At 74.2% G+C, this 23,356-nt stretch carries 22 protein-coding genes, 1 tRNA gene and 2 pseudogenes; 11 read left to right on the forward strand and 14 right to left on the reverse strand.

The window, feature by feature from the left end; translation table 11 throughout:
- Positions 1 to 16: 16 nt before the first annotated feature.
- A complete protein-coding gene (locus LRS07_RS21585) occupies positions 17 to 685 on the forward strand; it encodes a DUF2726 domain-containing protein (RefSeq protein ID WP_260499961.1) in 669 nt (222 codons plus the stop codon).
- A gap of 9 nt (positions 686 to 694) precedes the next feature.
- Here LRS07_RS21585 and ftsY read toward each other — a convergent pair whose 3' ends face one another.
- A complete protein-coding gene (gene ftsY, locus LRS07_RS21590) occupies positions 695 to 1,672 on the reverse strand; it encodes a signal recognition particle-docking protein FtsY (RefSeq protein ID WP_409450658.1) in 978 nt (325 codons plus the stop codon).
- 450 nt (positions 1,673 to 2,122) lie between these two features.
- On the opposite strand from ftsY, the gene LRS07_RS21595 reads away from it, so the two are divergent.
- Positions 2,123 to 2,199: transfer RNA gene (locus LRS07_RS21595), tRNA-Met, on the forward strand.
- Between the two features lie 68 nt (positions 2,200 to 2,267).
- Here LRS07_RS21595 and LRS07_RS21600 read toward each other — a convergent pair.
- Positions 2,268 to 3,707, reverse strand: coding sequence for an MFS transporter (locus tag LRS07_RS21600; RefSeq protein WP_260499963.1), 1,440 nt, complete (start codon positions 3,705 to 3,707; stop codon positions 2,268 to 2,270).
- Between the two features lie 115 nt (positions 3,708 to 3,822).
- Between LRS07_RS21600 and crcB the strand changes: the two genes are divergently transcribed.
- The 3 genes from crcB (at position 3,823) to LRS07_RS21615 (ending at position 5,226) form a co-directional block, all read left to right on the forward strand.
- Positions 3,823 to 4,218: a fluoride efflux transporter CrcB gene (gene crcB / locus LRS07_RS21605; RefSeq protein ID WP_260499964.1), complete on the forward strand. Its 396-nt coding sequence runs from the start codon at positions 3,823 to 3,825 to the stop codon at positions 4,216 to 4,218.
- Positions 4,219 to 4,316: 98 nt separating this feature from the next.
- Positions 4,317 to 4,757: a GAF domain-containing protein gene (locus LRS07_RS21610; protein ID WP_260499965.1), complete on the forward strand. Its 441-nt coding sequence runs from the start codon at positions 4,317 to 4,319 to the stop codon at positions 4,755 to 4,757.
- Between the two features lie 58 nt (positions 4,758 to 4,815).
- Positions 4,816 to 5,226, forward strand: coding sequence for a response regulator (locus LRS07_RS21615; protein WP_260499966.1), 411 nt, complete (start codon positions 4,816 to 4,818; stop codon positions 5,224 to 5,226).
- On the opposite strand, the gene LRS07_RS21620 is transcribed toward LRS07_RS21615, so the two are convergent.
- From LRS07_RS21620 to LRS07_RS21645, 6 genes are all read right to left on the reverse strand, one after another.
- Positions 5,227 to 6,009, reverse strand: a complete 783-nt coding sequence (locus LRS07_RS21620; protein ID WP_260499967.1) for a hypothetical protein — start codon at positions 6,007 to 6,009, stop codon at positions 5,227 to 5,229.
- A 37-nt stretch (positions 6,010 to 6,046) separates the two neighbouring features.
- The gene (locus tag LRS07_RS21625) at positions 6,047 to 7,072 is read right to left on the reverse strand and encodes a S1C family serine protease (protein WP_260499968.1); all 1,026 of its coding nucleotides are present in this window, start codon (positions 7,070 to 7,072) and stop codon (positions 6,047 to 6,049) included.
- A 72-nt stretch (positions 7,073 to 7,144) separates the two neighbouring features.
- Entirely contained in the window at positions 7,145 to 7,396 is a 252-nt protein-coding gene (locus tag LRS07_RS21630) for a hypothetical protein (RefSeq protein ID WP_260499969.1), read from the reverse strand.
- An 11-nt stretch (positions 7,397 to 7,407) separates the two neighbouring features.
- A complete protein-coding gene (locus tag LRS07_RS21635; protein ID WP_260499970.1) occupies positions 7,408 to 8,979 on the reverse strand; it encodes a DUF4331 domain-containing protein in 1,572 nt (523 codons plus the stop codon).
- A gap of 121 nt (positions 8,980 to 9,100) precedes the next feature.
- Positions 9,101 to 10,234 (reverse strand): HupE/UreJ family protein, encoded by a 1,134-nt coding sequence (locus LRS07_RS21640; protein ID WP_260499971.1) that lies wholly within the window; start codon positions 10,232 to 10,234, stop codon positions 9,101 to 9,103.
- Positions 10,231 to 11,412 (reverse strand): hypothetical protein, encoded by a 1,182-nt coding sequence (locus LRS07_RS21645; RefSeq protein WP_260499972.1) that lies wholly within the window; start codon positions 11,410 to 11,412, stop codon positions 10,231 to 10,233. The genes LRS07_RS21640 and LRS07_RS21645 overlap by 4 nt, the downstream gene beginning before the upstream one ends.
- A 117-nt stretch (positions 11,413 to 11,529) precedes the next feature.
- Between LRS07_RS21645 and LRS07_RS21650 the strand changes: the two genes are divergently transcribed.
- Both LRS07_RS21650 and LRS07_RS22400 read left to right on the forward strand, forming a co-directional pair.
- Positions 11,530 to 11,721, forward strand: a complete 192-nt coding sequence (locus LRS07_RS21650; protein ID WP_260499973.1) for a hypothetical protein — start codon at positions 11,530 to 11,532, stop codon at positions 11,719 to 11,721.
- Between the two features lie 159 nt (positions 11,722 to 11,880).
- A pseudogene (locus LRS07_RS22400) lies at positions 11,881 to 12,567 on the forward strand (hypothetical protein); the annotation flags it as partial.
- 131 nt (positions 12,568 to 12,698) lie between these two features.
- Here the strand turns inward: LRS07_RS22400 and LRS07_RS21655 are convergent.
- Complete coding sequence (locus LRS07_RS21655; RefSeq protein ID WP_260499974.1) at positions 12,699 to 14,195, reverse strand: MFS transporter; 1,497 nt, start codon at positions 14,193 to 14,195, stop codon at positions 12,699 to 12,701.
- A gap of 126 nt (positions 14,196 to 14,321) precedes the next feature.
- Between LRS07_RS21655 and LRS07_RS21660 the strand changes: the two genes are divergently transcribed.
- From LRS07_RS21660 to miaB, 3 genes are all read left to right on the forward strand, one after another.
- Positions 14,322 to 14,645 (forward strand): thioredoxin family protein, encoded by a 324-nt coding sequence (locus LRS07_RS21660; RefSeq protein ID WP_260499975.1) that lies wholly within the window; start codon positions 14,322 to 14,324, stop codon positions 14,643 to 14,645.
- 73 nt (positions 14,646 to 14,718) lie between these two features.
- Complete coding sequence (locus tag LRS07_RS21665) at positions 14,719 to 15,114, forward strand: hypothetical protein (protein WP_260499976.1); 396 nt, start codon at positions 14,719 to 14,721, stop codon at positions 15,112 to 15,114.
- Entirely contained in the window at positions 15,111 to 16,466 is a 1,356-nt protein-coding gene (gene miaB / locus LRS07_RS21670; protein WP_260499977.1) for a tRNA (N6-isopentenyl adenosine(37)-C2)-methylthiotransferase MiaB, read from the forward strand. The genes LRS07_RS21665 and miaB overlap by 4 nt, the downstream gene beginning before the upstream one ends.
- On the opposite strand, the gene LRS07_RS21675 is transcribed toward miaB, so the two are convergent.
- The 5 genes and pseudogenes from LRS07_RS21675 to LRS07_RS21695 all read right to left on the reverse strand — a co-directional run bounded on the left by LRS07_RS21675 (position 16,463) and on the right by LRS07_RS21695 (position 21,957).
- Positions 16,463 to 18,376 carry a sensor domain-containing diguanylate cyclase gene (locus LRS07_RS21675; protein WP_260499978.1) on the reverse strand — a complete coding sequence of 638 codons (1,914 nt, stop codon included), beginning with the start codon at positions 18,374 to 18,376 and terminating at the stop codon, positions 16,463 to 16,465. The two genes, miaB and LRS07_RS21675, sit on opposite strands and share 4 nt — an antisense overlap.
- Before the next feature lie 105 nt (positions 18,377 to 18,481).
- Complete coding sequence (gene bioF, locus LRS07_RS21680) at positions 18,482 to 19,663, reverse strand: 8-amino-7-oxononanoate synthase (protein WP_260499979.1); 1,182 nt, start codon at positions 19,661 to 19,663, stop codon at positions 18,482 to 18,484.
- Between the two features lie 11 nt (positions 19,664 to 19,674).
- Positions 19,675 to 20,345, reverse strand: a pseudogene (gene bioD / locus LRS07_RS21685) (dethiobiotin synthase).
- Positions 20,342 to 21,685, reverse strand: a complete 1,344-nt coding sequence (bioA, locus tag LRS07_RS21690; protein WP_260499980.1) for an adenosylmethionine--8-amino-7-oxononanoate transaminase — start codon at positions 21,683 to 21,685, stop codon at positions 20,342 to 20,344. Before bioA ends, bioD begins: the two are co-directional and overlap by 4 nt.
- Positions 21,682 to 21,957 (reverse strand): hypothetical protein, encoded by a 276-nt coding sequence (locus LRS07_RS21695; RefSeq protein ID WP_260499981.1) that lies wholly within the window; start codon positions 21,955 to 21,957, stop codon positions 21,682 to 21,684. The genes bioA and LRS07_RS21695 overlap by 4 nt, the downstream gene beginning before the upstream one ends.
- Positions 21,958 to 22,006: 49 nt before the next feature.
- Here LRS07_RS21695 and hemA point away from each other — a divergent pair, with 49 nt between their 5' ends.
- Complete coding sequence (gene hemA / locus LRS07_RS21700) at positions 22,007 to 23,353, forward strand: glutamyl-tRNA reductase (RefSeq protein WP_260499982.1); 1,347 nt, start codon at positions 22,007 to 22,009, stop codon at positions 23,351 to 23,353.
- Positions 23,354 to 23,356 lie beyond the last annotated feature (3 nt).

Here is a 23,356-nt window from a genome sequence, read left to right on the forward strand (position 1 = left end):
TTGTAGACCCCCCACCATGACGCCCTCCCCGCTGTTGTCGATCGCCTGGCCCTGGTGGCTGGCCGGCCTGGTCCTGCTGCTGCTGGTCGCCGCGTGGGCCTGGCGGCGCGGGGGCGCCAGGCCGGCCGACGAACGGGGCCCGGCGCTCGACACGGTGGCCGACTGGCCGCCCACCGCGACCCCGCTGCTGCACCCGGTCGAACGCCAGGCCTTCGACCTGCTGCGGCGCGCCCTGCCCGATCACCGCATCCTGGCCCAGGTGCCGCTGGCGCGCTTCCTGCGCGTGCCGACCCGGCAGTCCTACGCCCGCTGGATGGGGCGGGTGGGCCGGCTCAACGCCGACCTGCTGGTGTGCTCGCCATCGTTCCAGGTGCTGGCGGTGGTGGAGCTGCAACCGGCGCGGCCCAGCGCCCGCGCCGAGATGCGGCTGGCGCGCATGCAGCGGGTGCTGAAGGCCGCCGGCATCCCGGTGTTCGTGTGGCCGGACGACCCGCTGCCGGCCATCGACTCGGTGCGCGGGCTGCTCGGCCTGCCCGAGCCGGCAGGCGGCGTCGACGCGCCGCGCACCACGCCGGGCGCCCTGCCCGACGACGACCGCTTCAACGCGGCCCCGCGCGAGGCCCGGCCCTCCACCTGGTTCGACGACTTCGACGACGAGCCGAGCCTGCCGCGCGACAAGGGTTGATGCGAGCCGCTACGACAGCAGTGCGGCGGCGAACTCGGCGGCGTCGAAGGTCTGCAGGTCCTCCAGCTTCTCGCCGACGCCGATGAAGTAGACCGGCACCGGCCCGCCGGCGCGTTCGCGGCCCCACAGCGCGATGGCGGCCAGCACGCCGCCCTTGGCCGTGCCGTCGAGCTTGGTCACCACCAGGCCGGTGAGCTGAAGCGCGTCGTCGAAGGCCTTCACCTGCGCCAGCGCGTTCTGGCCGGTGTTGCCGTCGACCACCAGCAGCACCTCGTGCGGCGCCGTGGCGTCGGCCTTGTTGATGACACGGCGGATCTTCTTCAGCTCCTCCATCAGGTGAAGCTGGGTGGGCAGGCGCCCGGCGGTGTCGGCGATCACCACGTCGCAGCCGCGCGCCTTGCCCGCGGTCACCGCGTCGAAGGTCACCGCCGCCGGGTCGCCGCCTTCCTGGCTGACGATCTCGACGCGGTTGCGGTCGGCCCACACCGCGAGCTGTTCCTTGGCCGCCGCGCGGAAGGTGTCGGCGGCGGCCAGCAGCACCTTCTGCTCGGCCTGCGCGAGGTGGCGCGTGAGCTTGCCGATGGTGGTCGTCTTGCCGGCGCCGTTGACGCCGGCGACCATCACCACGGTGGGCGTGTGCTCGCCCACCACCAGGCCCTTCTCCAGCGGCCGCAGCAGGTCGGCGATCGCCTCGGCGAGCAGGCCCTTCACCGCCGCGGGGTCGGTGGCGCGCGCCTCCTTCACCCGGCGGCGCAGGTCGTCGAGCAGGTAGGCCGTCGCCTTGACGCCGGCGTCGGCCATCAGCAGCGCGGCCTCGAGTTCCTCATACAGCGACTCGTCGATCTGCGTGCCGGTGAACACCTGCGCGATGTTGGAGCCCGTCTTGCGCAGGCCGTCGCGCAGGCGCGAGAACCAGCCGGCGCGCTCGACGACGGGCGCCGGCGGCGACGGGGACGCTGGCTCAGGCTCCGGCTCGGTGTCCTGCACGGGCGCGGATTCGGCCTCGCGCTCAAGCGCGGCCTCGACCTCCTCCGGCACGGCGGCCAGGGCGGCGGCCTCCAGTTCGGCGTCGGACAACGCCGGCAGCGGCTCGGGCTCGGGCACGAGCGACGGCACGGAGGCCTGCGCGGGCGGCTCGGTCTCGACCGTCGGCGCATCGGCCGACGCGGGGGGCGGCGGACGGCGAGGGCGTGTTGCGTCGCCAGAACTGCCAGGCCGGCGGCGGCGCGGGCGCGTCGGCCGCGGGCAGCGGCGCCGGCTCGGCGGCCGATGCTGAGGCGGTGGGGGGCTGCGTGGCGTCGGGGTCGGACGGCCGCGGCGACGGCGCGGTCTCGGGCGGCGCAGGAACCGCCTTTTTCTTGAAGAAGCTGAACATCGGGCAGGGGTGGAGCCGGTGCGGTGCGAGGACCCGACGCTTGGCTATAATGGCCGGCTGTAGGCGCTTTAGCTCAGTCGGTTAGAGCGACGGAATCATAATCCGCAGGTCCGGGGTTCGAGTCCCTGAAGCGCCACCAGACATCAAGCCCCGTGCAGCCCATGCGATGGCCGCACGGGGCTTTTTCATGGCCCGCTCGTCGGCGTCTCAGGCGCTGTTCAGCGGCGGCGCGATCTCTTCCAGCGACCGACGCTCGGCGTCCACGCCCCAGCGCCAGGCGATGGCCGCGGCGACGAGCACCAGCGCCGCGCCGATGGCGTAGCCGATGAAGACGTTGGACCGGTCGCCCGAGGCGATGAGCGCGCCGAACAGCGCCGGCGCCGCGAAGCCCCCGGCCAACGTGCCGACGGCATAGCACAGCGAGATGGCCAGCGCCCGCATCTCCAGCGGGAACACCTCGCTGACCGTGAGGTAGGCCGAGCTGGCCGCCGCCGAGGCGAGGAAGAACACCGCCGACCAGGCCAGCGTCTGCCCCAGCGCGTCCAGCGTGCCGGCGACGAAGCCCGCGCCGGTGAGCAGCAGGCCGACGCCGGACAGCGCGTAGGTCGTGGCGATCATGACCCGCCGTCCCCAGCGGTCGAACAGCGGCCCGAGCAGCAGCGGGCCGAGGAAGTTGCCGGCGGCGAAGGGCAGGATGTACCAGCCCACCCGCTCGGCCGGCACGCCGTAGAAGCGCGTCAGCACCAGCGAGTAGGTGAAGAAGATGGCGTTGTAGAAGAAGGCCTGCGACAGCATCAGCGACAGCACCACCGCGCTGCGTTGCGGGTAGCGCCGCAGCAGCACCGCCGCCACCTCGCGCAGGCTGGGCAGGCGGCGTTCGACGTAGCGCACCTGGCCCTGCGCCGGCACCGGCGGCAGCGGCCGGCCATGCTCGGCACGCACCTCGGCCTCGATGCCCCGCAGCAGCCGCTCGGCCTCGTCGCCGCGGCCGTGCGCGAGCAGCCAGCGCGGGCTCTCGGGCACGTGGCGGCGCAGCAGCAGGATGGCCAGCGACATCACCGCGCCGAGCGCGAAGCCGGCGCGCCAGCCCCACTCGGGGCCCAGCACCCGCGCGTCGAGCACCACCAGGCTGAGCACCGCGCCCAGCGCCGCGCCGAGCCAGAAGCTGCCGTTGATGGCCAGGTTCACGCGGCCCCGCACCCGCGCCGGGATGAGCTCGTCGATGGCCGAGTTGATGGCCGCGTACTCGCCGCCGATGCCCAGCCCGGTGGCGAAGCGGCACAGCGCGAAGAAGGCGAAGTTCAAGCTGAAGGCGGTGGCCACGGTCGCCATCATGTAGACCGCCAGCGTCGCCATGAAGAGGCGCTTGCGGCCCAGCCGGTCGGCCATGCGGCCGAAGACCAGCGCGCCCAGCACCGCGCCGGCCACGTACAGCGACCCGGCCCAGCCCACCTGGGCGGCGGTCAGGCCCAGCGTGTCGTCGCGCTCAAGCACGCTGCCGAGCGAGCCGACAATGGTCACCTCCAACCCGTCGAGCACCCAGGCGACGCCCAGGGCCAGCACCACCCGCCAATGCCAGCGCGACCAGGGCAGGCGGTCCAGGCGGGCGGGGATGTCGCTGGCGGTGGGCAGTGGCGAAGCGGCCATCGGAGGGCGCGAAGCGGCGGTGCCGCGACCCAGCCAGCGCCATGCCCATCGACCGGCGGTCCCACCCGGGCCGCAGGCCGGCTATCGTTGCCACCTCACCACCCTCCACCGCCCCATGGCCTCCTCGGTCTTCGCCATCGGCCTCGGTGCCGCCCTCGGCGCGCTGCTGCGCTGGGCGCTCTCGCTGCGTCTCAACGGGCTGTGGCCGGCGCTGCCGCTGGGCACGCTCGCCGCCAACCTCGTCGGCGGCTACCTGGTCGGCGTGGCGGTGGGGGTCTTCGCGCAGCACCCCGGCCTGTCGCCGCTGTGGCGGCTGTTCCTCGTCACCGGCTTCCTCGGCGGGCTGACCACCTTCTCCACCTTCTCGGCCGAGGTGGTCGATGCGCTGACCGACGGCCGCACCGGCGCGGCCGTGCTCGCCGTGGCGCTGCACCTGGGCGGCAGCCTGGCGCTGACCCTGCTCGGCATCGCCACCGTGGGCCTGTGGCGCGGTGTGTCGGCGTCGGGCTGAACGCTTCAGCACGAGGTCTCGGCGGCCGATAACCCATTGATGATCCCCGCCCCGATTCCCCCGACGATGCACGGCGCCTGCAGGCGCTGCGCGAGCTGATGGTGCTGGACACGCCCCCCGAGGAACGCTTCGACCGCATCGCGCGCTTCGCCGCCGACGAGTTCGGCGTGCCCATCGCCCTGGTCAGCCTGGTCGACGAGCACCGGCAGTGGCTGAAGGCGCGGGTGGGCCTCGACGTCTGCGAGACGGCGCGCGACATCTCCTTCTGCGGCCACGCGGTGGTGCAGGACGACGTGCTCGTGGTCGAGGACGCACGCACCGACGCCCGCTTCGCCGACAACCCGTTGGTCACCGGTGCCCCGCACATCCGCTTCTACGCCGGCGCGCCGCTCGCGCTGCCCGGCGGCCAGCGGGTGGGCACGCTGTGCCTGATCGACACCCGTCCGCGGCGTCTGGACGCGCACGACCTGGAGATCCTCGCGTCGCTGCGGCGGCTGGTGGTGGAGGAACTGCTCGGCCGGTCGGAGGACCGGGCATGAGCGCGCCGGCCCGCCCCCGAGTGCGACCTCCGCAGCGCATGGCGCGGAGGGCAGTCCAGTGACCGCCGGTCCCTCCCGGCCGAAGCTGGCGCTGCTCATCGTCGAGTCGCAGTTCGTCATGCGCCGCACGCTGGTCTACACCGTGCAGGAGCTGCAACTGGCCGACGTCACCGACGCCACCAACGTCGAGCTGGGCCGACGGCAGCTCGAACTCCGGCCCTTCCACCTGCTGATCATCGACGTCGACCCGCCGCTGCCGGTGCTGGACCTGATCGACGACATCCGGGCCGGCAGGACCGCCAGCCGACCCGACCTGCGCATCATCGCGACGCTGCCGCAGCCCCATGCGGCCACCGAGCAGCGGCTGCACGAGCTGCGGGTCACCGACCTGCTGCGCAAGCCCTACCGGGCCAAGGACGTGCTGAACGCGCTGGCCCGGCCGCGGACGGTGGCGCCACAGCCGGCCTGATCAGAAGCGCGCGCCCACCGACAGCCGCAGCACGTCCGCCGGGCCGAAGTTCTGCCGCGGGTCCCAGGCCAGGCGCGCGAACCAGTGCGGCAGGTCCCAGGTGACGGTGAGGCCGGTGCGGCGGATGAAGACCTGATCGTCGCCGCGGCCCTGCTTGCGCAGCAGGTCCACGGTCAGGCGCTGGTGGTCGGGCAGCACCCACTGGCCGTTGAGGTGCACGTGCTGCTGGCCGGTGCCGAAGCGGTCGTCGCGCACCGCGGTGACGGCGAAGGCCCCCGTGGCCTCGTCGCGCCAGCCGCCGGCCACGATCACGGCGTCGTTGGGGTCGAAGTTCAGGTTGACGTAGGGCCGGCCGTTGGTCCGCGCCAGCGACACCTGCGCGTACCAGCGCTCGCCGGTCTCGAGCCCGAGCTGGCCGCCGCGGAAACCGCCGCTGGCGACCTGGAACGAGCTCAGCACCTTGACCGGCGCCTCGCGCCACGGCGCGCGCCGGTCCTCGATGCCCGCCCGCGCCGTGCGCCCGACGTCGGCGTCGTGGTAGGCCCCGGCCCACAGGGTGGTGTCGTGGCGGCGCCAGCGCAGGTTGAGGTCGGTGCCGTCGGGCGCGGCGCGGTGGCGGGCGGCGTAGTGGCCGAGCGTGAGCTTGACTTCGCCACGCCTCGACGAGGCGGGTTCGGGTTCGGCGGGTTCGTCGCCGGCGTCGGATTCCTGCGCCCTCACCGGCAGACCGATCGACATCAGGGCCGCGAGGACGGCGACGTGCAGCAGCAAGGGCGGGCGCATGCCCGGCCGCAGGCAATTCCAGCGCCGGGTCTCCGCCTCACGCGGCCGCACCTGGCTGCACCGTCAGGTACACCGGCTGCGGCGAGGTGGTGCCGCGCAGCAGCTTGAGCACGCAGCGGCGCCCGACGCGGCTGCCGTCCAGCAGCTGGTGCAGGCCATCGACGCTGGTGACCGGCACGCCGTCCAGGCCGACGACCAGGTCGTCGCGGTGCACGCCGGCCAGCGCCGCCGGGCTGCCGGGCTCCACCGCGTGCACCCGCACGCCGGTGGACTGGTCCAGGCCGTAGGCCACCGCCAGCCGCCGGTGCACCGGCGCGGTCGCGCCGGCGACGCCCAGGTGTGCACGCTGCACCCGGCCGTGCCGCATCAGCGCCGGGATGACCCAGCGCGCCGTGTCCACCGCCACCGCGAAACCGATGGCCTGCGCGCCGCGGATGATGGCGGTGTTGACGCCGATGACACGCCCGGCCGAATCGAGCAGCGGCCCGCCCGAGTTGCCGGGGTTGATGGCGGCGTCGGTCTGCACGACATCGGGGATCAGGCGGCCGGTGCTGGCGCGCATGCTGCGCCCCAGCGCGCTGACGATGCCGGCGGTGACGGTGTGCTCGAAGCCGAGCGGGTTGCCGATGGCGATGGCCACCTGGCCGCGCCGCAGCGTGTCGGAGCGGCCCAGTTCGGCGTGCACCAGGCCACCGGCGGCCAGACCGTCGACGCTGAGCACCGCGAGGTCGGTGTCGGGGTCGTCGCCGACCCATCGCGCGCCGAAGCGGCGGCCGTCGGCCAGCGAGGCGGTGTAGCGCCAGGCCTTGGGCGCCGAGCCGCCCTCGCCGCGTGCCGGCGGCCGGCCCGCGCGCACCACGTGCGAGTTGGTCAGCAGGTAGCCGTCGGGCGTGAACAGGAAGCCGGAACCGCCGCCCATCGGCCGGCCGCCGTCGCTGCCCGGCTCGTGCACCTGGATGGCGGCCACCGCCGGGCCCACCCGCTCGGCGACGTCGCCCACCGTCTGCGAGTAGGCGTCCAGCAGGGCTGCGTCGGGCAGGGTGAAGTCGTCTCGGGCGCCCATGGCAGAAGGTCCAAAGACGCCCACGTCGGGGCGGCGGCGGCCGCTTTCAAGGCCGCCGCCGCCCCCCGCGGCTCACACCGCCTCGGGCTCTTCGTTCTCGGTCTTCTGCGGGTCGACGGCGTCGATGCCCACCGGCTCGCGGTCCTCGGGGGTGAGGCCGACGATCTGGCGCAGGTAGGCGATGAGGCCGCCGCTGGTCTGGCTGGCCTCGGCCGGCACGCTCGCCAGCGGGTCCGGCGGCGGGTCGTCGCCACCGCCGCAGGCGGTCAGCGCCGCCGTGCCGAGCAGCGCGATCAGCAGGGTCTTGCGGGTGTGGGGGGACATGGCGGCCTCCTTCACTGCGACTGCGCGCCCGGCAGCGGATGCGCCAGGTACGGGAAGGTGGACAGCAGCGGCACCACCGCCTGGTCCACCGCGTCGTGCAGGTTGAAGGTGGTGCTGCCCAGCGGCACGTTGTTCGGGTTGCACTCGGCGCCGAACTGCAGCGCGTTGTTGCTGCCGTTGGCCATGCACAGCCCGCCCATCACCGCGATCAGCGAGATGTCGACCACGTCGTCCTTCGGCCGGCGGCCGTTCGGGTAACCGGCCAGGTCCACCGCCTGCGCCAGGTTCTGCGGCCCGCCGACGCGCAGGATCTCGCCCACCACGCCCAGCCGGTTCTGCTGCGCGAAGGCCACCGGCGCGATGGCGGTGTTCAGCCGCAGCATCTCGGAGGCGGTGACGTTGGCCGGCTTGTTCACGCCCGGGATGCCGGTCAGGAAGGTGGTGACCAGGTCGTTGCGCGGCAGGTTCTTCGGCGCCGTGTTCGGCAGGTTGAGCGCGATCTCCAGCAGCGCCGGCAGCGTCGGGTGGGTCACGTAGTCGGCGAACTGGCCGTCGTCGCGCGGCTTGCTGGCGTTGAAGCGGTCCTTCGCCGGCAGGCCGATGACCACCTCGTTGACCAGCGGCATGCCCAGGCGCGAGACCTGGGTCCAGGCGCCGCCGACCTTGGCCGCGGTCTGGTGGCCGGCCGCCGGCGCCGGGTTGATCAGCTGGCCCTGGCGCAGGCTGGCGGTGGTCCAGCCGCCGATCACCGTCTCGTTGCCGGCGACCAGGCAGTCCTTGTGCACCTCCAGCGCCAGCGTGGTGACGTTCTTGTTGGCCAGCGTGTTCGGCACGGCGTTGATGTTGGCCGGGTTGGTGATGACGCTCACCGGCGCGTTGACCAGGTCGAAGATGGTGCCCAGGTTGACCGCGAACGGGTCGCGCCGCTGGCCGACGAACACCCGACCCTGCTGCGAGCAGCCCGGGATGGCGACGGTGTAGACGTGCTGGCCGGCATAGGCCGCGTAGTCGCCGATGGTCTTGTTGCCGATGTTGTCCACCGGCTTGTCGAAGCTGGTGCCGCCGCCGGCGCCCACCTTGGTCACCGCCGCCCGCGTGCCGCCGCGGCGGTCGCCGCGCACCACGTCGACGGTGAAGGCCTCGTTCAGGTTCAGCGCGGCGGCCTTGAGGCCGCTCACGGCGCCGGCCTGGATCAGCGGGATGGGCACGTTCTTGCCGCCGATGGGCAGCGTCACGCCCTTGAGCGTGTTCTGGAAGCGGAACTGGAAGGTGATGTCCTCCCGCGCGTCGCCGTTGTTGTCGATGTGGATCTCGTACAGCGCGTTGGGGTCCAGCGAGAAGTAGTTCGGCCCGCCGTAGGGGTCCTGCAGCGGCAGGTAGTTGGCGATCAGCGTGACGTGGTCGGTGCGGCCGGCCTCGTAGCTGCGGAACATGTAGAAGTCCGTGGCGTCGACCTTCGGCGTGGTCGTGATCGACGGCGCCTCGCGGTGGCTGGAGGCCTGGGCGGCCAGGCTGGCGGCAATCAGCAGGCCCGCGATGGCCGCGGGCACCGGGCGCAGCGCCGGTGATGCAAGTGGGCTCATGGTTGTCTCGTCCTTCCGGATGGCGTGGAGGGCGACGCCGAAGCGGGCGTCGTCAGCGGCCATACGGCGACACGGCGCCGGCGGATGCGAAGCCGAGGGTTTTGGTGTGGTGGCCGGCCGGTCAGGCCGCCAGCAGCCGCAGGTCCAGCGACCGCTCGAGCAGCCACACCAGCGCCAGCAGCGCGATCAGCACCGAGCCGCCGACGTGCACCACGCGCCGGTAGAAGGCCGTGCGGCGCAGGCTGAAGGCCAGCGGCAGCACGACGGCGACGACGACCAGCTGCCCGAACTCGACGCCGAGGTTGAAGCCGAGCAGCGACAGCCCGAGCGCGCCGGGCGCGAGGCCGAGGTCGCCGAGCACGCCGGCGAAGCCGAAGCCGTGCAGCAGCCCGAAGGCGAAGGCGACCCGCCACAGCGGGCCGCGGACCACCGGCCGCAGGTTGTTCAGCGCCGCCAGCAGCACGGACAGCGCGATGGCCGACTCGACCACGCGCGACGGCAGCGACACCCAGCCCAGCACCGCCAGCGCCAGGGTGATGGAGTGCGCCACCGTGAAGGCGGTGACGGTGCGCACCACGTCGCGCACCGGGGCGCCGAGGGTGGGCGCAGGCCGCCATCGGCCCTCGCGCCAGAGCAGCGCGCTGGGCAGCAGCAGCGACAGCAGGAAGAGCAGGTGGTCGGCGCCGATCCAGATGTGCCAGACGCCTTCGCGCGCGTAGTCGACGAACTGCGCCCAGCGGTCGGCGTCGGCCAGGTCGAAGGTCTGCTCCGGCCGCGCGGGGCCGAACACCGCGCTGCGCTGCACGCCCGCGGCCTGCAGCTGCAGCAGGCCGCGGTGCTGCGGGTCGAGCTCGGCGAACAGGCCGTAGCGCAGCACCAGGCGCTGGATCGGCGCGTCGCAGTGCAGGGTCAGCGGGATGACGGTGTAGGCGCCGTCGGTGTGGCGATCGACCTGCTGCGCGCCGGCCTGCCATCGGCAGGGCCGGCCGTCGGCGCTGGCCTGCAACCGCGGCAGCGCGTGGGCCACGATGTCGGCGTGGCGGGCGCGCAGCTCGGCCCAGGTGATGTCGCCGTCGCCGTCGAGGTCGAGGCCGACGGCATCCTCCAGGTCGCGCAGGGCGATGTCCCAGCGGCCTTCGGCCTGCGCGCCGTGCACCGCCAGGCTGAGGTAGCTGTCCGAGGCCTTGTGGGCCAGGGCACCGGCGGCGGCCAGCGCCAGCAGCAGGCCCGCCAGCGGGCGAAGCCAGGCGGTCATCGCAGCGCGCGCAGCCGCCCGGCCAGCGCCTGCAGACGCGTGTCCTCGATGCCGCTGTCGGCCAGCCAGCGCAGCGCAGGCTCGGCGGCCGCCGGCTGGCGCGCGGCCAGCGCGGCTTCCAGCAGCACGCGGGCGTCGGCCGGCTCGCGCTGCAGCGCGTAGTTGCGCTGCGCCAGCGCCAGGGCACGGGGCGCGTCGCGCAGCAGTTCGAGGGCGAAGCGGGCCTCTTCCTTCTCGTGCGTGGTGTCGCCGCGCTGGCGGGCGGCATCGAAGCGGGCGGCCAGCTCGCGCCGCAGCTCGGGCAGCCGGGGCGAGCCGGTGGCCTGTGCGGCCAGCGCCAGCCGCAGCAGCAGCGCGTCGGCCCGGCCCTGGTCGCGCAGCCGCGTCAGCACCTCGGCCGCGCGGCCTTCGTCGAGCAGGAAGTCGGCATGGGCCGCCTGCAGGTAGGTGTCGCGCAGGTTCAGCGCCAGGGCCTGGTCGAAGGCCGCCTGCGCCTCGGCGACGGCACCGCGGCGCGCCTCCATCTCGGCCAGCCGGGTCAGCGCCCACAGCCGCAACGCGGGCGGGGCGGCCGCGTCGTCGGCCAGCGCGCGGCGCAGGCGCGCCGCGCCCTCGGCGGTGCGGCCGGTCAAGCCGTCGACCTGCGCCGCGCAGCCGGCGGCGGCCAGGCCGGGCGCGACGGCGCCCAGCCGCGCACAGGCTTCGCGGGCGCCGTCGTAGCGCGCCTGCACCAGGTCCAGCGCCACCCGCCAGGCCCAGGCGGCGGCATGGTCCGGCTCGGCGCGCAGCACCGCCTGCAGGTCGGCACGCGCGTCGTCGAAACCGTGGTTGAACTGGCGCAGCACCGCACGCTGCAGCCGCACCGCGGGCGGCGGCTCCGCGGCGTCCCACCAGGGCGCGAGCACGGCCTGCGCGTGGCCCATCCAGCGCGGGTCGCCGTCGGCGGCGGTGAGCCGGGTGTAGGCCTCGGCCAGCGCGGCCGCGCGGGCAGGGTCGCGCGGGTCGGCGCGCCAGGCGGCGCGCAGCCCAGCCAGTTGCGCGGCCTCGGGCTGGCCGCGCCGCAGCGGCAGGCGCTCGACGACCTCGTCGTCGCGGCCCGGCGTGAACGGCGCCGCCGACGCCATCACCGTGGCCAGCGCGAGCGCACAACCGCACAGCAGCAACAGGACCGAGGGCAAGCGTGCTTTGACCGGACGAGGGGGCGGCCATAGTATCGACGCCTCCTGCAGGCGCTCGCGGTGGCCCACCGCGCCGACGGCAGCAGGTGCCACCGTCATCCACACGAGGTCCTCACGATGCACAAGCTCCTGACCCTGGCCGCCCTGGTGGCCGCCGCCTTCGCCCTGCCGGTTCACGCCGCCTCCCACGCCGGTGCGGCCCCCATGCCGCCGGCCAGCGGCGCGATGCCGGCCGATGCCAAGAAGGGCGACATGAAGAAGGACGGCATGAAGAAGGAAGAGATGAAGAAGGACGACAAGAAGAAGTGACCCCCGGCCCCGACCGGGGCGTCGGAACACGAAGGCGGGCCCCCAGGGCACCGCCTTTTTCTTGGCCGCGGCAGGGATCACAGACGCGCCCGGACGCGCATCGGATGCATCCGACCGCGCCGCCATGCCGTAGCAGCGGTGATGCGATGGCGATGCGCGATGGCGGGCCTGGCGCTGGCGACCAGCGGCGCGGCGGCATGGGCCCACGACACCTGGTTCCAGCCGTTGCGCCGCAACGCGGCCGGCGCACTGCTGGCGCTGGGCACCGGCAACCGCTACCCGGTGCAGGAGTTCGGCATCGCCCCCGTGCAGCTGCAGCGCCAGGGCTGCCGCGGCAGTTCGAGCGGCGAGGCGGTGGCGCTGGCGCCACTGCAGGTGCAGCCACAGGCGCTGCTGATGCGCAGCGGCCCGCCGCGGCCGGCCGAGGCCACCACCTGCTGGGCCGAGGTGATGCCCTTCGAGGTGGAACTGACCCCGGCGCTGGTGGCGGTCTACCTCGACGAGGTCCAGGCCGACGATGCGGTGCGGGCCCGCTGGGCCGAGATGCAGGCCCGCGGCCAGCCGTGGAAGGAGCGCTACACCAAGCACGCCCGGCTGTGGCTGCCGGCGCCCGATGGCGCGGCCCCGGCCGCCGGCCGGCCCGCCCCGCTGGCCCTGGACCTGGTGCCCGAGCGCGAAGGCCCGGCACCGCCGGCCGGCCAGCCGTTGCGCCTGCAGTTGCTGAAGGACGGCCTGCCGCTGGCCGGCCTGGCGCTCGAGCTGGTCGACGACCAGGGCGGCTCCGCCGGCTGGCAGCGCAGCGACGTCGAGGGTCGCATCACCGTGTCCCTGCCGCGGCCCGGCGCCTGGCTGGTGCGCGGCACCTGGCTGGCCCCCTCGGCCCACGACCCCGCGGTCTGGCAGAGCCGCTTCGTCACCCTGGCGTTGACGGCGGCGGCCCCTGACCCACGGGGGCTCGGCCGCGCCGGGGGCCGATGTCAAGGTTCGCCGGCGATGGTCTCCGGCGCGTCGCGACCATGGTCCAGGGCCAGCGTCGGCACCCGCGTCGCGGCCCAGGCGCCGGCGAAGGCCAGCAACGCCACCGCGGCGAACGCGAGGTGGAAGGCCTTGGCGACCGCGGGGCCGGACAGGCCGGCGGCCAGCGCCCGGCCCTGCAGCGCCCCGGCCGGCAGCAGCGCGAAGACCAGGCCGCTGAAGGCCGCCGTGCCGAGCGAGGCGCCGCTGGAGCGCACCAGCGACACCAGGGCCGAGGCGGTGCCCAGGTTCCGCCGGCCGGCCAGCAGCTGGGTGGTGATCTGCGCGTTGGGCATCACGGTGCCGAGGCCCAGACCGCACACCGCCACCAGCGCCGTCGTCAGCGCCGGGCCGCCGGGCAGCAGCGCCAGTGCCAGCACCGCCGCGCCGGCCGCGCCGAGGCCGAACGGCGGCAGCCGGTTGGCCACCCCCCAACGCGCGGTGAGCCGGCCGTTGACCAGCGAGCCGACGACGATGCCGCCGGTCAGCGGCAGCAGCTGAAGGCCGGAGGACGCCGCATCCCGGCCCTGCACCAGCTGCAGGTAGATCGGCAGCAGGAAGATGAGGCCGAACAACGTGCCGGCGAAGGCGACCACCATGACGCACACCGGTGCCATGCCGGGCAGGCGCACCAGGTCCAGCGGCAGGAAGGGCGCGGGGTGCCGGCGCTGCTGGGCCGCCAGCAGCAGCGCGCCGACCACCGCCGCGGCCGCCAGTCCGGCGCTGGTGGCCGAACGCAGCGCGAAGCCGTGCCCGACCATGCTGAACCACAGCAGGGCCGCGCCGGCGGCCAGCGCGAACAGCAGCGCGCCCAGCGGGTCCATGCGCCGGCGGGCGGCGTGGTCGCGCGGCGGTGCAGGCAGGCGCTGCGTGCGCCACAGCGCGATGGCGGCCAGCGGCAGGTTGACCAGGAACAGCCAGCGCCAGCTGGCGTGGTTGACGACGACGCCGCCGATCACCGGACCGCCGACGCTGGAGGCGGTGAAGACGATGGCGAACCAACCCTGGAAGCGCGGCCGGTCGCGCGGCGGCACCAGCTCGCCGATCAGCGCCTGCGACATCACCATCAGCCCGCCCCCGCCCAGCCCCTGCAGCAGCCGGCCGGCGACCAGCGCGCCCAGCGTCGGCGCCAGCCCGCAGGCCAGCGAGCCGAGCGCGAACAGCCCCAGCGCCACCTGCAGCAGCCGGCGGCGGCCGTAGCGGTCGCCCAGGCGCCCGTAGAGCGGGGCCATCAGCGTGGCCGCCAGCAGGTAGCCGACGGCGATCCAGGCGGTGCCGCTCAGGCCGCCCAGCTCGCGGGCGATGCGCGGCGTGGCGGTGGCCAGCAGCGTCTGGTCCACCGCCGCCATGAACATCGGCAGCATCACCGCGGTGAAGAGCGCGAAGAAGGCGTCGCGTGAGATGACGCCGGGCTCGGCCGGGGCCATGGCGTCGCGGGAACGGCGGGCGGTTTCGGTCATCGAGGCGTCGGTCGGCAAGGCGGATGCCCCTGGCCACCGGAAAATGGGCGAGTGACCGATGGTGACGCAGCCGGCATGTCGCCGCGTGGCCGCCGGAACGCCGCTTGCCGCAGCCGTGGAACCACCATGACCTACCAACGCCGCTACGCCGACGACGCCCCCTCGCGCGAGGAGGTCGACACCCTGCACGGCCCCGCCGTGCTGGAGTTCGGCACCGGCTGGTGCGGCTTCTGCACCGCCGCGCAGCCGCTGATCGAGCAGGCGCTGCAATGCCACCCCGCGGTGCGGCACGTCAAGGTGGAGGACGGCCCGGGCCGCGCCCTCGGCCGCAGCTTCCGCGTGAAGCTGTGGCCGACGCTGGTGTTCCTGAAGGACGGCAAGGAAGTGGCGCGCAGCGTGCGGCCGCGCGACGTCGACGAACTGCTGCAGGGGCTGGCGCAACTGGGCTGAGCGGGCCGCCCGCCGGCGGGCGCGGCGTTTCCTACAATCGCGCCCTTTCCTCCACAGCCCCTGGCTCTACACCATGCACCGCTGTGTCGCGCAGGCCGCCAGCCTGCTGCTCGGCCTCGGCCTGTCCGCCGCGGCCCTTGCGCAGTCGCTCCAACGCCCCTTTCCCGCCACCGCGCTGCGCGGTGAGCTGACCTTCGCCGCGCCACCCGACGTGCTGCTCAACGGCCGGCCGGCGCGCCTGGCGCCCGGCTCGCGCATCCGCGGCGCCGACAACTTCGTGCAGACGCCGGCCAGCCTCACCGGGCTGAAGGCGGTGGTGCACTACACGGTCGAGCCGGCCACCGGCCTGCTGCAGGACGTGTGGATCCTCCACCCCGAAGAGCGGGCCCGGCGGCCCTGGCCGACGACGCCCGACGAAGCGGCCCGCTGGTCGTTCGATCCCGCCGCACAAGCCTGGAGCCGGCCATGAAAAAGGTGTTCATCAAGACCTTCGGCTGCCAGATGAACGAGTACGACTCGGACAAGATGGCCGACGTGCTCGGCGCCGCCCAGGGCTACGAGAAGACCGACGACCCGGAGCAGGCCGACCTCATCCTCTTCAACACCTGCTCGGTGCGCGAGAAGGCGCAGGAGAAGGTGTTCAGCGACCTCGGCCGCGTCAAGCACCTGAAGCAGAAGGGCGTGCTCATCGGCGTCGGCGGCTGCGTCGCCAGCCAGGAGGGCGCCGCCATCGTCGAGCGCGCGCCCTACGTCGACCTGGTGTTCGGCCCGCAGACGCTGCACAGGCTGCCGCAGATGATCGATGCCCGGCGCGCGGAGTCGCGGCCGCAGGTGGACATCCGCTTCCCCGAGATCGAGAAGTTCGACCACCTGCCGCCGGCCAAGGTGGAGGGCGCGTCGGCCTTCGTCTCCATCATGGAAGGCTGCTCCAAGTACTGCAGCTACTGCGTGGTGCCCTACACCCGCGGCGAGGAGGTCTCGCGGCCGTTCGAGGACGTGCTGGTCGAGGTGGCCGGCCTGGCCGAGCAGGGCGTGAGGGAGGTGACGCTGCTGGGCCAGAACGTCAACGCCTACCGCGGCCGGATGGGCCCCGAAGTCAAGGGCAGCGCCGAGATCGCCGACTTCGCGACGCTGATCGAGACGGTGGCCGAGATCCCCGGCATCGAGCGCATCCGCTACACCACCAGCCACCCCAACGAGTTCACCCGGGCGCTGGTCGACGTCTACGCGCGGGTGCCGAAGCTGGTCAACCACCTGCACCTGCCGGTGCAGCACGGCGCCGACCGCATCCTGATGGCGATGAAGCGCGGCTACACCGCGCTGCAGTACAAGAGCACCATCCGCGCGCTGCGCGCGGTGCGGCCGGACATCAGCCTGTCGTCGGACTTCATCGTCGGCTTCCCCGGCGAGACCGAGGCCGACTTCGCGCAGACGATGAAGCTGATCGAGGACATCGGCTTCGACGCCAGCTTCAGCTTCGTCTTCAGCCCGCGGCCCGGCACGCCGGCGGCCTCGCTGCACGACGACACGCCGCAGGCCGTCAAGCTGAAGCGCCTGCAGCACCTGCAGGCGACGATCGAGGCCAACGTGCGCCGCATCAGCGAGGCGCGGGTGGGCACGGTGCAGCGCATCCTGGTCGAGGGCCCGAGCCGCAAGGACGCCAACGAGCTGATGGGCCGCACCGAGTGCAACCGCATCGTCAACTTCGCGGCCCCGCTCCGGCAACACCCGCGGCTGGTCGGGCAGATGGTGGACGTGCGCATCACCTCGGCGCTGCCGCACTCGCTGCGCGGCGAGGTGGTGGTGCGCGAGGCGGTCTAGCCGGCCCGCGGCGCCATCAGCGGCAGCGGCGCCGAGTGCCGCTCCACGCCCAGGCCCTCGTCGATGATGAAGCGCGCCTTGCCGCCGCGCTTGGCGCGGTACATCACCTGGTCGGCGCGCTGGCGCAGCGCGGCGCCGTCCTCGCCGGGCAGCGCCAGCACGCAGCCGATGCTCGGCGTGGCCGAGCACGGTCCACCGGCCAGCGCATGCGGCGCCGACAACCGCTGCAGGATGCGCTCGCACAGCAGGTAGAGCCCCTCCCCCGTCGCCTTCGGCGCCAGCACGGCGAACTCGTCGCCGCCCAGCCGCGCCACCAGGTCGGAATCGCGCAGCGCGCCGCGCAGACGCTTGGCCACGCCCTGCAGCACCGCGTCGCCGGCGTCGTGGCCGCGTTCGTCGTTGACGCGCTTGAAGCCGTCGAGGTCCAGGTAGAGCAGGGCGAAGGGCAGGCCGCCGGCCGCCGACGCCGCCTCGAAGCGCTGCAGCGCCTCCTCGAAGCCGCGGCGGTTCAGCAGCTTGGTCAGCGGGTCCTGGCGCACCTCGTCGGCCAGCCGCTGCTCGCCCGCCTTCTGCTGGGTGATGTCGCGGGTGACGAGCGCCACGCCGTCGGGCAGCGGGATGAACTGGTGGTGCAGCCAGAGGCCGGCATGGCGGCCTTCGGTGCAGGCCCTCTCGGCCTGCAGCGGCTGCCGCGTGCGGGCCACCCGCTCGAAGTCGCGCATCAGGTCGCCGGCCACCAGGCCGGGGATGAGTTGGGACAGCCGCCGGCCGACCAGTTCCCCGGGCGGCCATCCCAGCATCTGCGCCGCCACGCGGTTGCAGTCCAGCACCCGCATGTCGACCAGGCGGCCGGTGGCGTCGTGGACCGATTGCAGGATGGCCACCGCGTCGACGCTGCCCTCCAGCGTGGCGCGCAGCGACGCCTCGGAGTGCCGCAGCCGCTGCCGCGACGCGGTGAGGCGGCCGAGCAGGTCGGCGAGGATCCAGCCGCCCACGGCCATGCCGAGCACGGCCGCGACGGCGCTCAGCAGCGTGCGGTCGCGGGCGCGCCGGTAATCGACCAAGGCCTGATGGCTGTCATGGGCGACGATCACGTGCAAGGGGTAGCGCGGCACCGGCACCGCGGTGACGAACCGCGCCACGCCGTCGATCGGGCTGACGACGGGCTGCAGCGACCGCTTGACCTCGGCCGCCCGCGCCAGAACCAGCTTCAGATCCACACGCTCGCCATGAGTGGCCCGGCCGTCCAGGGTGCGCGAACGGTAGATGCCGTCGGCCCCGAGGACACCGACCGCGGTGCCGTGGCGCTCCTGCCGGCCGAAGGACAGCGACAGCGTCGAGGGTTCGATGAAGAGCGCCACCACGCCGGCGAACTCCCCGTGGCGCATCAGCCGCCGGGTCACCGGCACGCCCACCCGGCCGCTGATGGCGTCGCGCTGCGGCGGCCCGACCAGGAGGTCAACCTCCGAATCGCGCCGGTGCCGCTTGAAGAACTCCTCGTCGGCCACGTTCAGCGCCACGTCTTCGGAGGTGCTGTCGCGCACGAAACCGCGTTCGTCGGTGACGTAGGCGAATTGAACGGCGTCGGCGGTCAGCGCACCGGCCGCGGCCAGTTCCTCCAGGCGCGGCAACCGCTGCCGCTCGGCCAGGAACTTGATGAGCAGGGACGTCTGGTTGACCCGCTGCAGCACCTCCTCGGTCCGGCTGGCCAGCTTGGCCGCCGCCCGCTCGCTGTCCGTCAGCACCGCCGTGACCTCGCGCCGGTGGTCCTGGCCGATGGACAGCGCCGCGGAGGCCAACACCCCGACGATGCCGAGGGCGGCCGTCACCGCGACGGCGCGCCGCGTCCAGCGCGGGTCATCCATCAAGCGGCTGCCGAGGCGGCGCAGGAGGGGCAAGGGGAACGGCATGACGGGTGGGTGCGTTGACGGCCATCCGCCAGGGTGCCGACCAGCGGTCATCGGCGCACCGCCGCCAGTCTGAAGCTTTGGATCCCTTGTGACCCGTCGGCCGCGTCAGCCATCGAGAATTCCCGACACGGCCAGCGCCCGCAGGGCGGCGCACAGCCGGTCGACGTCGGCCTCGGTGTGCGCGGCCGACAGCGACACCCGCAGCCGGGCGCTGCCCACCGGCACGGTGGGCGGTCGGATGGCCGGCACCCACAGGCCGCGGGCGCGCAGCGCCGCGTCCAGCGCCAGCACCTCGGCGTTGCCGCCGACGACCAGCGGCTGGATGGCGGTGGCCGACGGCAGCAGCGGCCAGGGCAGGCCCCCGGCCCCGGCGCGGAAGCGCGCGATCAGCGCCTGCAGGTGCCGCCGCCGCTGCGGCTCGCCGTCGATGAGCCGCAGGGCGGCGCGAAGCGACTGCACCACCATCGGCGGCAGCGCGGTGGCGAAGACGTACGTGCGGGCCCGGTTGGCCAGCCACTCGACCAGCGACCGCGGCCCGACGACGAAGGCGCCGGCGACACCGGCCGCCTTGCCCAGGGTGGCCATGTGCACCAGCCGCGGATGGCCGGCGACGCCGAAGTGCTCGACCGTGCCGGCGCCGCGGTCGCCGAGCACGCCGAAGCCGTGCGCGTCGTCGACCATCAGCCAGGCGTCGTGGCGTTCGCAGAGCGTCAGCAGGTCGGGCAGCGGGGCGACATCGCCGTCCATGCTGTAGACGGCGTCGCAGACGACGAGCCGGCGCCGCGCGCCGGACGCGGCGGCCAGCGCGGCATCGAGCGCCCGCAGGTCCTGGTGCGGCACCACGTGGCGCGAGGCACCGGACAGCCGCACGCCGTCGATCAGGCTGGCGTGGTTGAGCGCGTCGCTGAACACCGCGTCGGTCGGCCCGACCAAGGCCGGGATCACGCCGGTGTTGGCGGCGTAGCCGCTGTGGAAGAGCAGCGCGGCGTCGGCGCCCACGAAGGCGGCCAGGTCGGCCTCCAGCGCGGCGTGCGCCGGCGACTGGCCGGCGATGAGCGCCGAGGCGGTGGCGCCGGCCCCGAGGGCGGCCGCCTCGGCCGCCGCCCCGCGCAGCGCCGGATGGTGCGCCAGGCCGAGGTAGTCGTTGCCAGCGAAGGCCAGCAGCGGCTGGCCGTCGACCACCAGCGTGGCGCCCTCGCCGGCGGCCACCACCCGGCGGCGGCGCCGCAGGTGCCGGTCGTCGAGGTCGGCCAGCGCCGGCGTGAAGGTGGTGTGCAGGTCGGCCATGGCGAGCCGGGTCAGCCGGGCAGGCGGTCGAAGCTCAGCGCCGCGGGCGCCGCGGCCGGCGACCAGGGCCAGTGGGCCAGCCGCGGCGCGGACAGCCGGTCGGTCAGGTAGGCCAGGCTGGCCTCCGGCGCGAGCATGTCGGGCTCGACCTGGTTGGCGATCCAGCCGGCGAGCACCAGGCCGCGGGCCGCGATCGCCTCCTGCGTCAGCAGCGCATGGTTCAGGCAGCCCAGGCGCAGGCCGACGACCAGGACCACCGGCAGGCCGAGCGCACGCGCCAGGTCGGCGCCGGTGGCGCGGTCGCCCAGCGGCACGAGGAAGCCGCCGGCGCCTTCGACGATCAGCGTGTCGGCCCGCCCGCGCAGCGCGGCCGCGCGCTCGGCCAGCAGGTTCACGTCGATGCGCACGCCGGCGCGCTGGGCGGCCAGGTGCGGCGACACCGGGTCGGGCAGCGCACACGGGTTGTCGAGCTCGGCCGGCACGGCGACGGACGACGCGGCGCGCAGCAGCGCCAGGTCCTCGTTGACGAAGCGGCCCTCGGCATCGAACCCCCGCCGGCCGCCACCGGCTTCATGCCGACGCAGCGCAGGCCCTGCCGGCGGGCGGCGTGCAGCAGGGCCGCGCTCGCCCGCGTCTTGCCCACGCCGGTGTCGGTGCCGGTGACGAACCAGGCGCCCTTCACGGCACCACCACCGCCGGGGTCGCCGCCGTCGGCCGGCCGCGCCAGGCGGCGTCGAAGGCGGCGCGGCTGCCCGCGCCCAGCCGCTCGATCGCCTCGTCGTCCAGCGCGTAGGGCGGCATCCAGTACAGCGTGGCGCCGATCGGCCGCAGCAGCAGGCCCTGCTCGAGCGCGGCGTGGTGGAAGCGCTGGGCGAAGCCGGGGTCGTCGGTGCGTGCGTCGGCGGCCCACAGCATGCCGAGGTGGCGCGGCTGGGCCAGCCGCTCGTCGGCCAGCAGCGGCGCCAGCGCGGCCGACACCCTGGCCGCCAGCCGGGCGTTGTCGGCCAGCACGTCGCGGCTGGCGAACTCGTCGAGCACCGCCAGCGCGGCGCGGCACGCCAGCGGGTTGCCGGTGTAGGAATGCGAATGCAGGAAGCCGAGGGCGCTGTCGTCGTCCCAGAAGGCGGCGTAGACCGCGTCGGTGGTCAGCACCGCCGACAGCGGCAGCAGGCCGCCGGTCAGCCCCTTGGACAGGCAGATGAAGTCCGGGCGAATGCCGGCCGACTGGTGGGCGAAGAGGTGGCCGGTGCGGCCGAAGCCGACCGCGATCTCGTCGGCGATGAGGTGCACCTCGAAGCGGTCGCACAGGGCGCGCACCTCGCGCAGGTAGGCCGCGTCGTGCACCGCGAAGCCGGCGGCGCACTGCACGCGCGGCTCCAGGATCAGCGCCGCGGTGTGGGCGTGGTGCTGTTCGAGGTGCGCGGCCAGCGCCCGCGCCGCGCGGTGGGCGACGTCGGCCGCGGTCTCGCCGGGCGCGGCGCCGCGGGCGTCGGGCGACGGCACCACCGCCGACCGCCTCAGCAGCGGCGCGTAGGCGTCGCGGAACAGCGGCACGTCGGTGACCGACAGCGCGCCGACCGTCTCGCCGTGGTAGCCGCCGGCCAGGCCGATGAAGCCGTTCTTCTGCGGCCGGCCCTGGTTGCGCCAGCAGTGCGCGCTCATCTTCAGCGCGATCTCGGTGGCCGAGGCGCCGTCGCTGGCGTAGAAGGCGTGGCCGAGGCCGGTGAGCGCGGCCAAACGTTCGGACAGCTCGACCACCGGCGCATGGGTCAGGCCGGCGAGCATCACGTGGTCCAGCCGGTCGAGCTGGTCCTTCAGCGCGGCGGCGAGCCGCGGATGGCCGTGGCCGAAGAGGTTGACCCACCAGGAGCTGATGCCGTCGACGTAGCGCCGCCCGTCGGTGCCGACCAGCCAGGGGCCGTGGGCGCTGGCGATGGCCAGCGGCGGCCGCGCCTCGTGGCGCTTCATCTGCGTGCAGGGGTGCCAGACGGCGGCGCGGCTGCGCTCGGCCAGCGTCTTCAACGCCGGCCCCAGCCGGCCCAGCCCAGCGCCAGCGCGCTGGCCAGCACCATGGCGCCGTAGGTGGCCATGCGGCCGTCCTGGCCGAACCAGGCCAGCCCGCCGACACCGGCCGCCACACCGCCGGCGCAGGACCACAGCGCCAGCCGCCGCCAGCCGGCGGACTTCAGCTCGCGGCGCCACAGCAGGCGCACCAGCGTCGCGCTGATCAGGCCGACGCCCAGCGGCGCGGCCAGGAAGTTCAGCAGGTGCAAGAGGGCGTCGATCGGTCCCATTGATAAAGATCGGCGCAGGCCAAAGGAGGCAAATTTTATAATCCGGTGGATGAGCGTCTTCGCCCTCGGCCTGAACCACACCACCGCGCCGCTGGACCTGCGCGGCCGGTTCGCGTTCACGCCGGCGCAGCTGGTGCCGGCGCTGCAGGCCTTCCGCGAGCGGCTGCAGCGCGCCATGCCGGAGGCGGCGCTGCTGTCCACCTGCAACCGCACCGAGCTCTACGTCGCCGCCGAACCGGCGCAGGTGCGCGAGCTGGTGCAGCCGTCGATCGACTGGCTGGCCGAGCAGGGGCGGCTGAGCGGCGGGCAACTGCTGGCCCACACCTACGTGCGCGAGGAGCGCGAGGCCGCGCGCCATGCCTTCCGCGTCGCCGCCGGGCTCGATTCCATGGTGCTGGGCGAGGCGCAGATCCTCGGCCAGATGAAGCAGGCGGTGCGCGAGGCCGACACCGCCGGCACGCTGGGCACCACGTTGCACCAGTTGTTCCAGCGCAGCTTCTCGGTGGCCAAGGAGGTGCGCAGCTCCACCGAGGTCGGCGCGCATTCCATCAGCATGGCGGCCGCGGCGGTGCGGCTGGCGGGCCAGCTGTTCGAGGACCTGCGCGAGCTGAAGGTGCTGTTCGTCGGTGCCGGCGAGATGATCGAGCTGGTCGCCACCCACTTCGCCGCCCGCGAGCCGAAGGCGATGGCGGTGGCCAACCGCACGCTGGAGCGGGGCGAGAAGCTCGCCACCCGCTTCGGCGCGCAGGCGCTGCGGCTGGCCGACCTCACAGCCCGTCTGCACGAGTTCGACGCCATCGTCTCCTGCACCGCCAGCTCGCTGCCCATCATCGGCCTTGGCGCGGTGGAGCGGGCGCTGAAGGCACGCAAGCACCGGCCGATGTTCATGGTCGACCTGGCGGTGCCGCGCGACATCGAGCCCGAGGTGGGCGAGCTGTCGGACGTCTACCTCTACACCGTCGACGACCTGTCGGCGCTGGTGCAGAGCGCCGGCGAGAAGCGGCAGGCGGCGGTGGCGCAGGCCGAGGCCATCATCGAGACCGGCGTGCAGGGCTTCGCCCACTGGCTGGACCAGCGGGCCACGGTGCCGCTGATCCGCTCGCTCAACACGCAGGCCGAAGCCTGGCGTGCCGCCGAGCTGGCCCGTGCCCGCCGTCTGCTGGCCCGCGGCGAGGACGTGGAGGTGGTGCTCGACGCCCTGGCCCGGGGCCTGACGCAGAAGATGCTGCACGGCGCGCTGGCCGAGCTGCACGGCGCCGACCCGGCGCAGCGCCGTCAGACGGCGCAGACGGTGTCGCGGCTGTTCCTGCGCGGCAGCGCGCAGGCGGCGCTGCCGCCCGTGGACGACACCAGCCCGGCCGATCCCATCGGCCCCTTCGACGGCAGCGAGCGTTAGCGG

The organism is Aquabacterium sp. J223 (assembly GCF_024666615.1).
Taxonomy (GTDB): Bacteria; Pseudomonadota; Gammaproteobacteria; order Burkholderiales; family Burkholderiaceae_C; genus J223.

What these genes read in the sequence shown, in the direction of transcription:
- LRS07_RS21635 (WP_260499970.1), bottom strand. Translation starts at nt 8,979, where the DNA reads ATGAGCCCACTTGCATCACCGGCGCTGCGCCCGGTGCCCGCGGCCATC.
- LRS07_RS21695 (WP_260499981.1), bottom strand. Translation starts at nt 21,957, where the DNA reads ATGGGACCGATCGACGCCCTCTTGCACCTGCTGAACTTCCTGGCCGCG.
- LRS07_RS21650 (WP_260499973.1), top strand. Translation starts at nt 11,530, where the DNA reads ATGCACAAGCTCCTGACCCTGGCCGCCCTGGTGGCCGCCGCCTTCGCC.
- LRS07_RS21640 (WP_260499971.1), bottom strand. Translation starts at nt 10,234, where the DNA reads ATGACCGCCTGGCTTCGCCCGCTGGCGGGCCTGCTGCTGGCGCTGGCC.
- LRS07_RS21585 (WP_260499961.1), top strand. Translation starts at nt 17, where the DNA reads ATGACGCCCTCCCCGCTGTTGTCGATCGCCTGGCCCTGGTGGCTGGCC.
- LRS07_RS21600 (WP_260499963.1), bottom strand. Translation starts at nt 3,707, where the DNA reads ATGGCCGCTTCGCCACTGCCCACCGCCAGCGACATCCCCGCCCGCCTG.
- crcB (WP_260499964.1), top strand. Translation starts at nt 3,823, where the DNA reads ATGGCCTCCTCGGTCTTCGCCATCGGCCTCGGTGCCGCCCTCGGCGCG.
- LRS07_RS21660 (WP_260499975.1), top strand. Translation starts at nt 14,322, where the DNA reads ATGACCTACCAACGCCGCTACGCCGACGACGCCCCCTCGCGCGAGGAG.
- LRS07_RS21675 (WP_260499978.1), bottom strand. Translation starts at nt 18,376, where the DNA reads ATGCCGTTCCCCTTGCCCCTCCTGCGCCGCCTCGGCAGCCGCTTGATG.
- LRS07_RS21655 (WP_260499974.1), bottom strand. Translation starts at nt 14,195, where the DNA reads ATGACCGAAACCGCCCGCCGTTCCCGCGACGCCATGGCCCCGGCCGAG.
- hemA (WP_260499982.1), top strand. Translation starts at nt 22,007, where the DNA reads ATGAGCGTCTTCGCCCTCGGCCTGAACCACACCACCGCGCCGCTGGAC.
- LRS07_RS21620 (WP_260499967.1), bottom strand. Translation starts at nt 6,009, where the DNA reads ATGCGCCCGCCCTTGCTGCTGCACGTCGCCGTCCTCGCGGCCCTGATG.
- miaB (WP_260499977.1), top strand. Translation starts at nt 15,111, where the DNA reads ATGAAAAAGGTGTTCATCAAGACCTTCGGCTGCCAGATGAACGAGTAC.
- LRS07_RS21610 (WP_260499965.1), top strand. Translation starts at nt 4,317, where the DNA reads ATGGTGCTGGACACGCCCCCCGAGGAACGCTTCGACCGCATCGCGCGC.
- LRS07_RS21625 (WP_260499968.1), bottom strand. Translation starts at nt 7,072, where the DNA reads ATGGGCGCCCGAGACGACTTCACCCTGCCCGACGCAGCCCTGCTGGAC.
- LRS07_RS21665 (WP_260499976.1), top strand. Translation starts at nt 14,719, where the DNA reads ATGCACCGCTGTGTCGCGCAGGCCGCCAGCCTGCTGCTCGGCCTCGGC.
- LRS07_RS21630 (WP_260499969.1), bottom strand. Translation starts at nt 7,396, where the DNA reads ATGTCCCCCCACACCCGCAAGACCCTGCTGATCGCGCTGCTCGGCACG.
- bioF (WP_260499979.1), bottom strand. Translation starts at nt 19,663, where the DNA reads ATGGCCGACCTGCACACCACCTTCACGCCGGCGCTGGCCGACCTCGAC.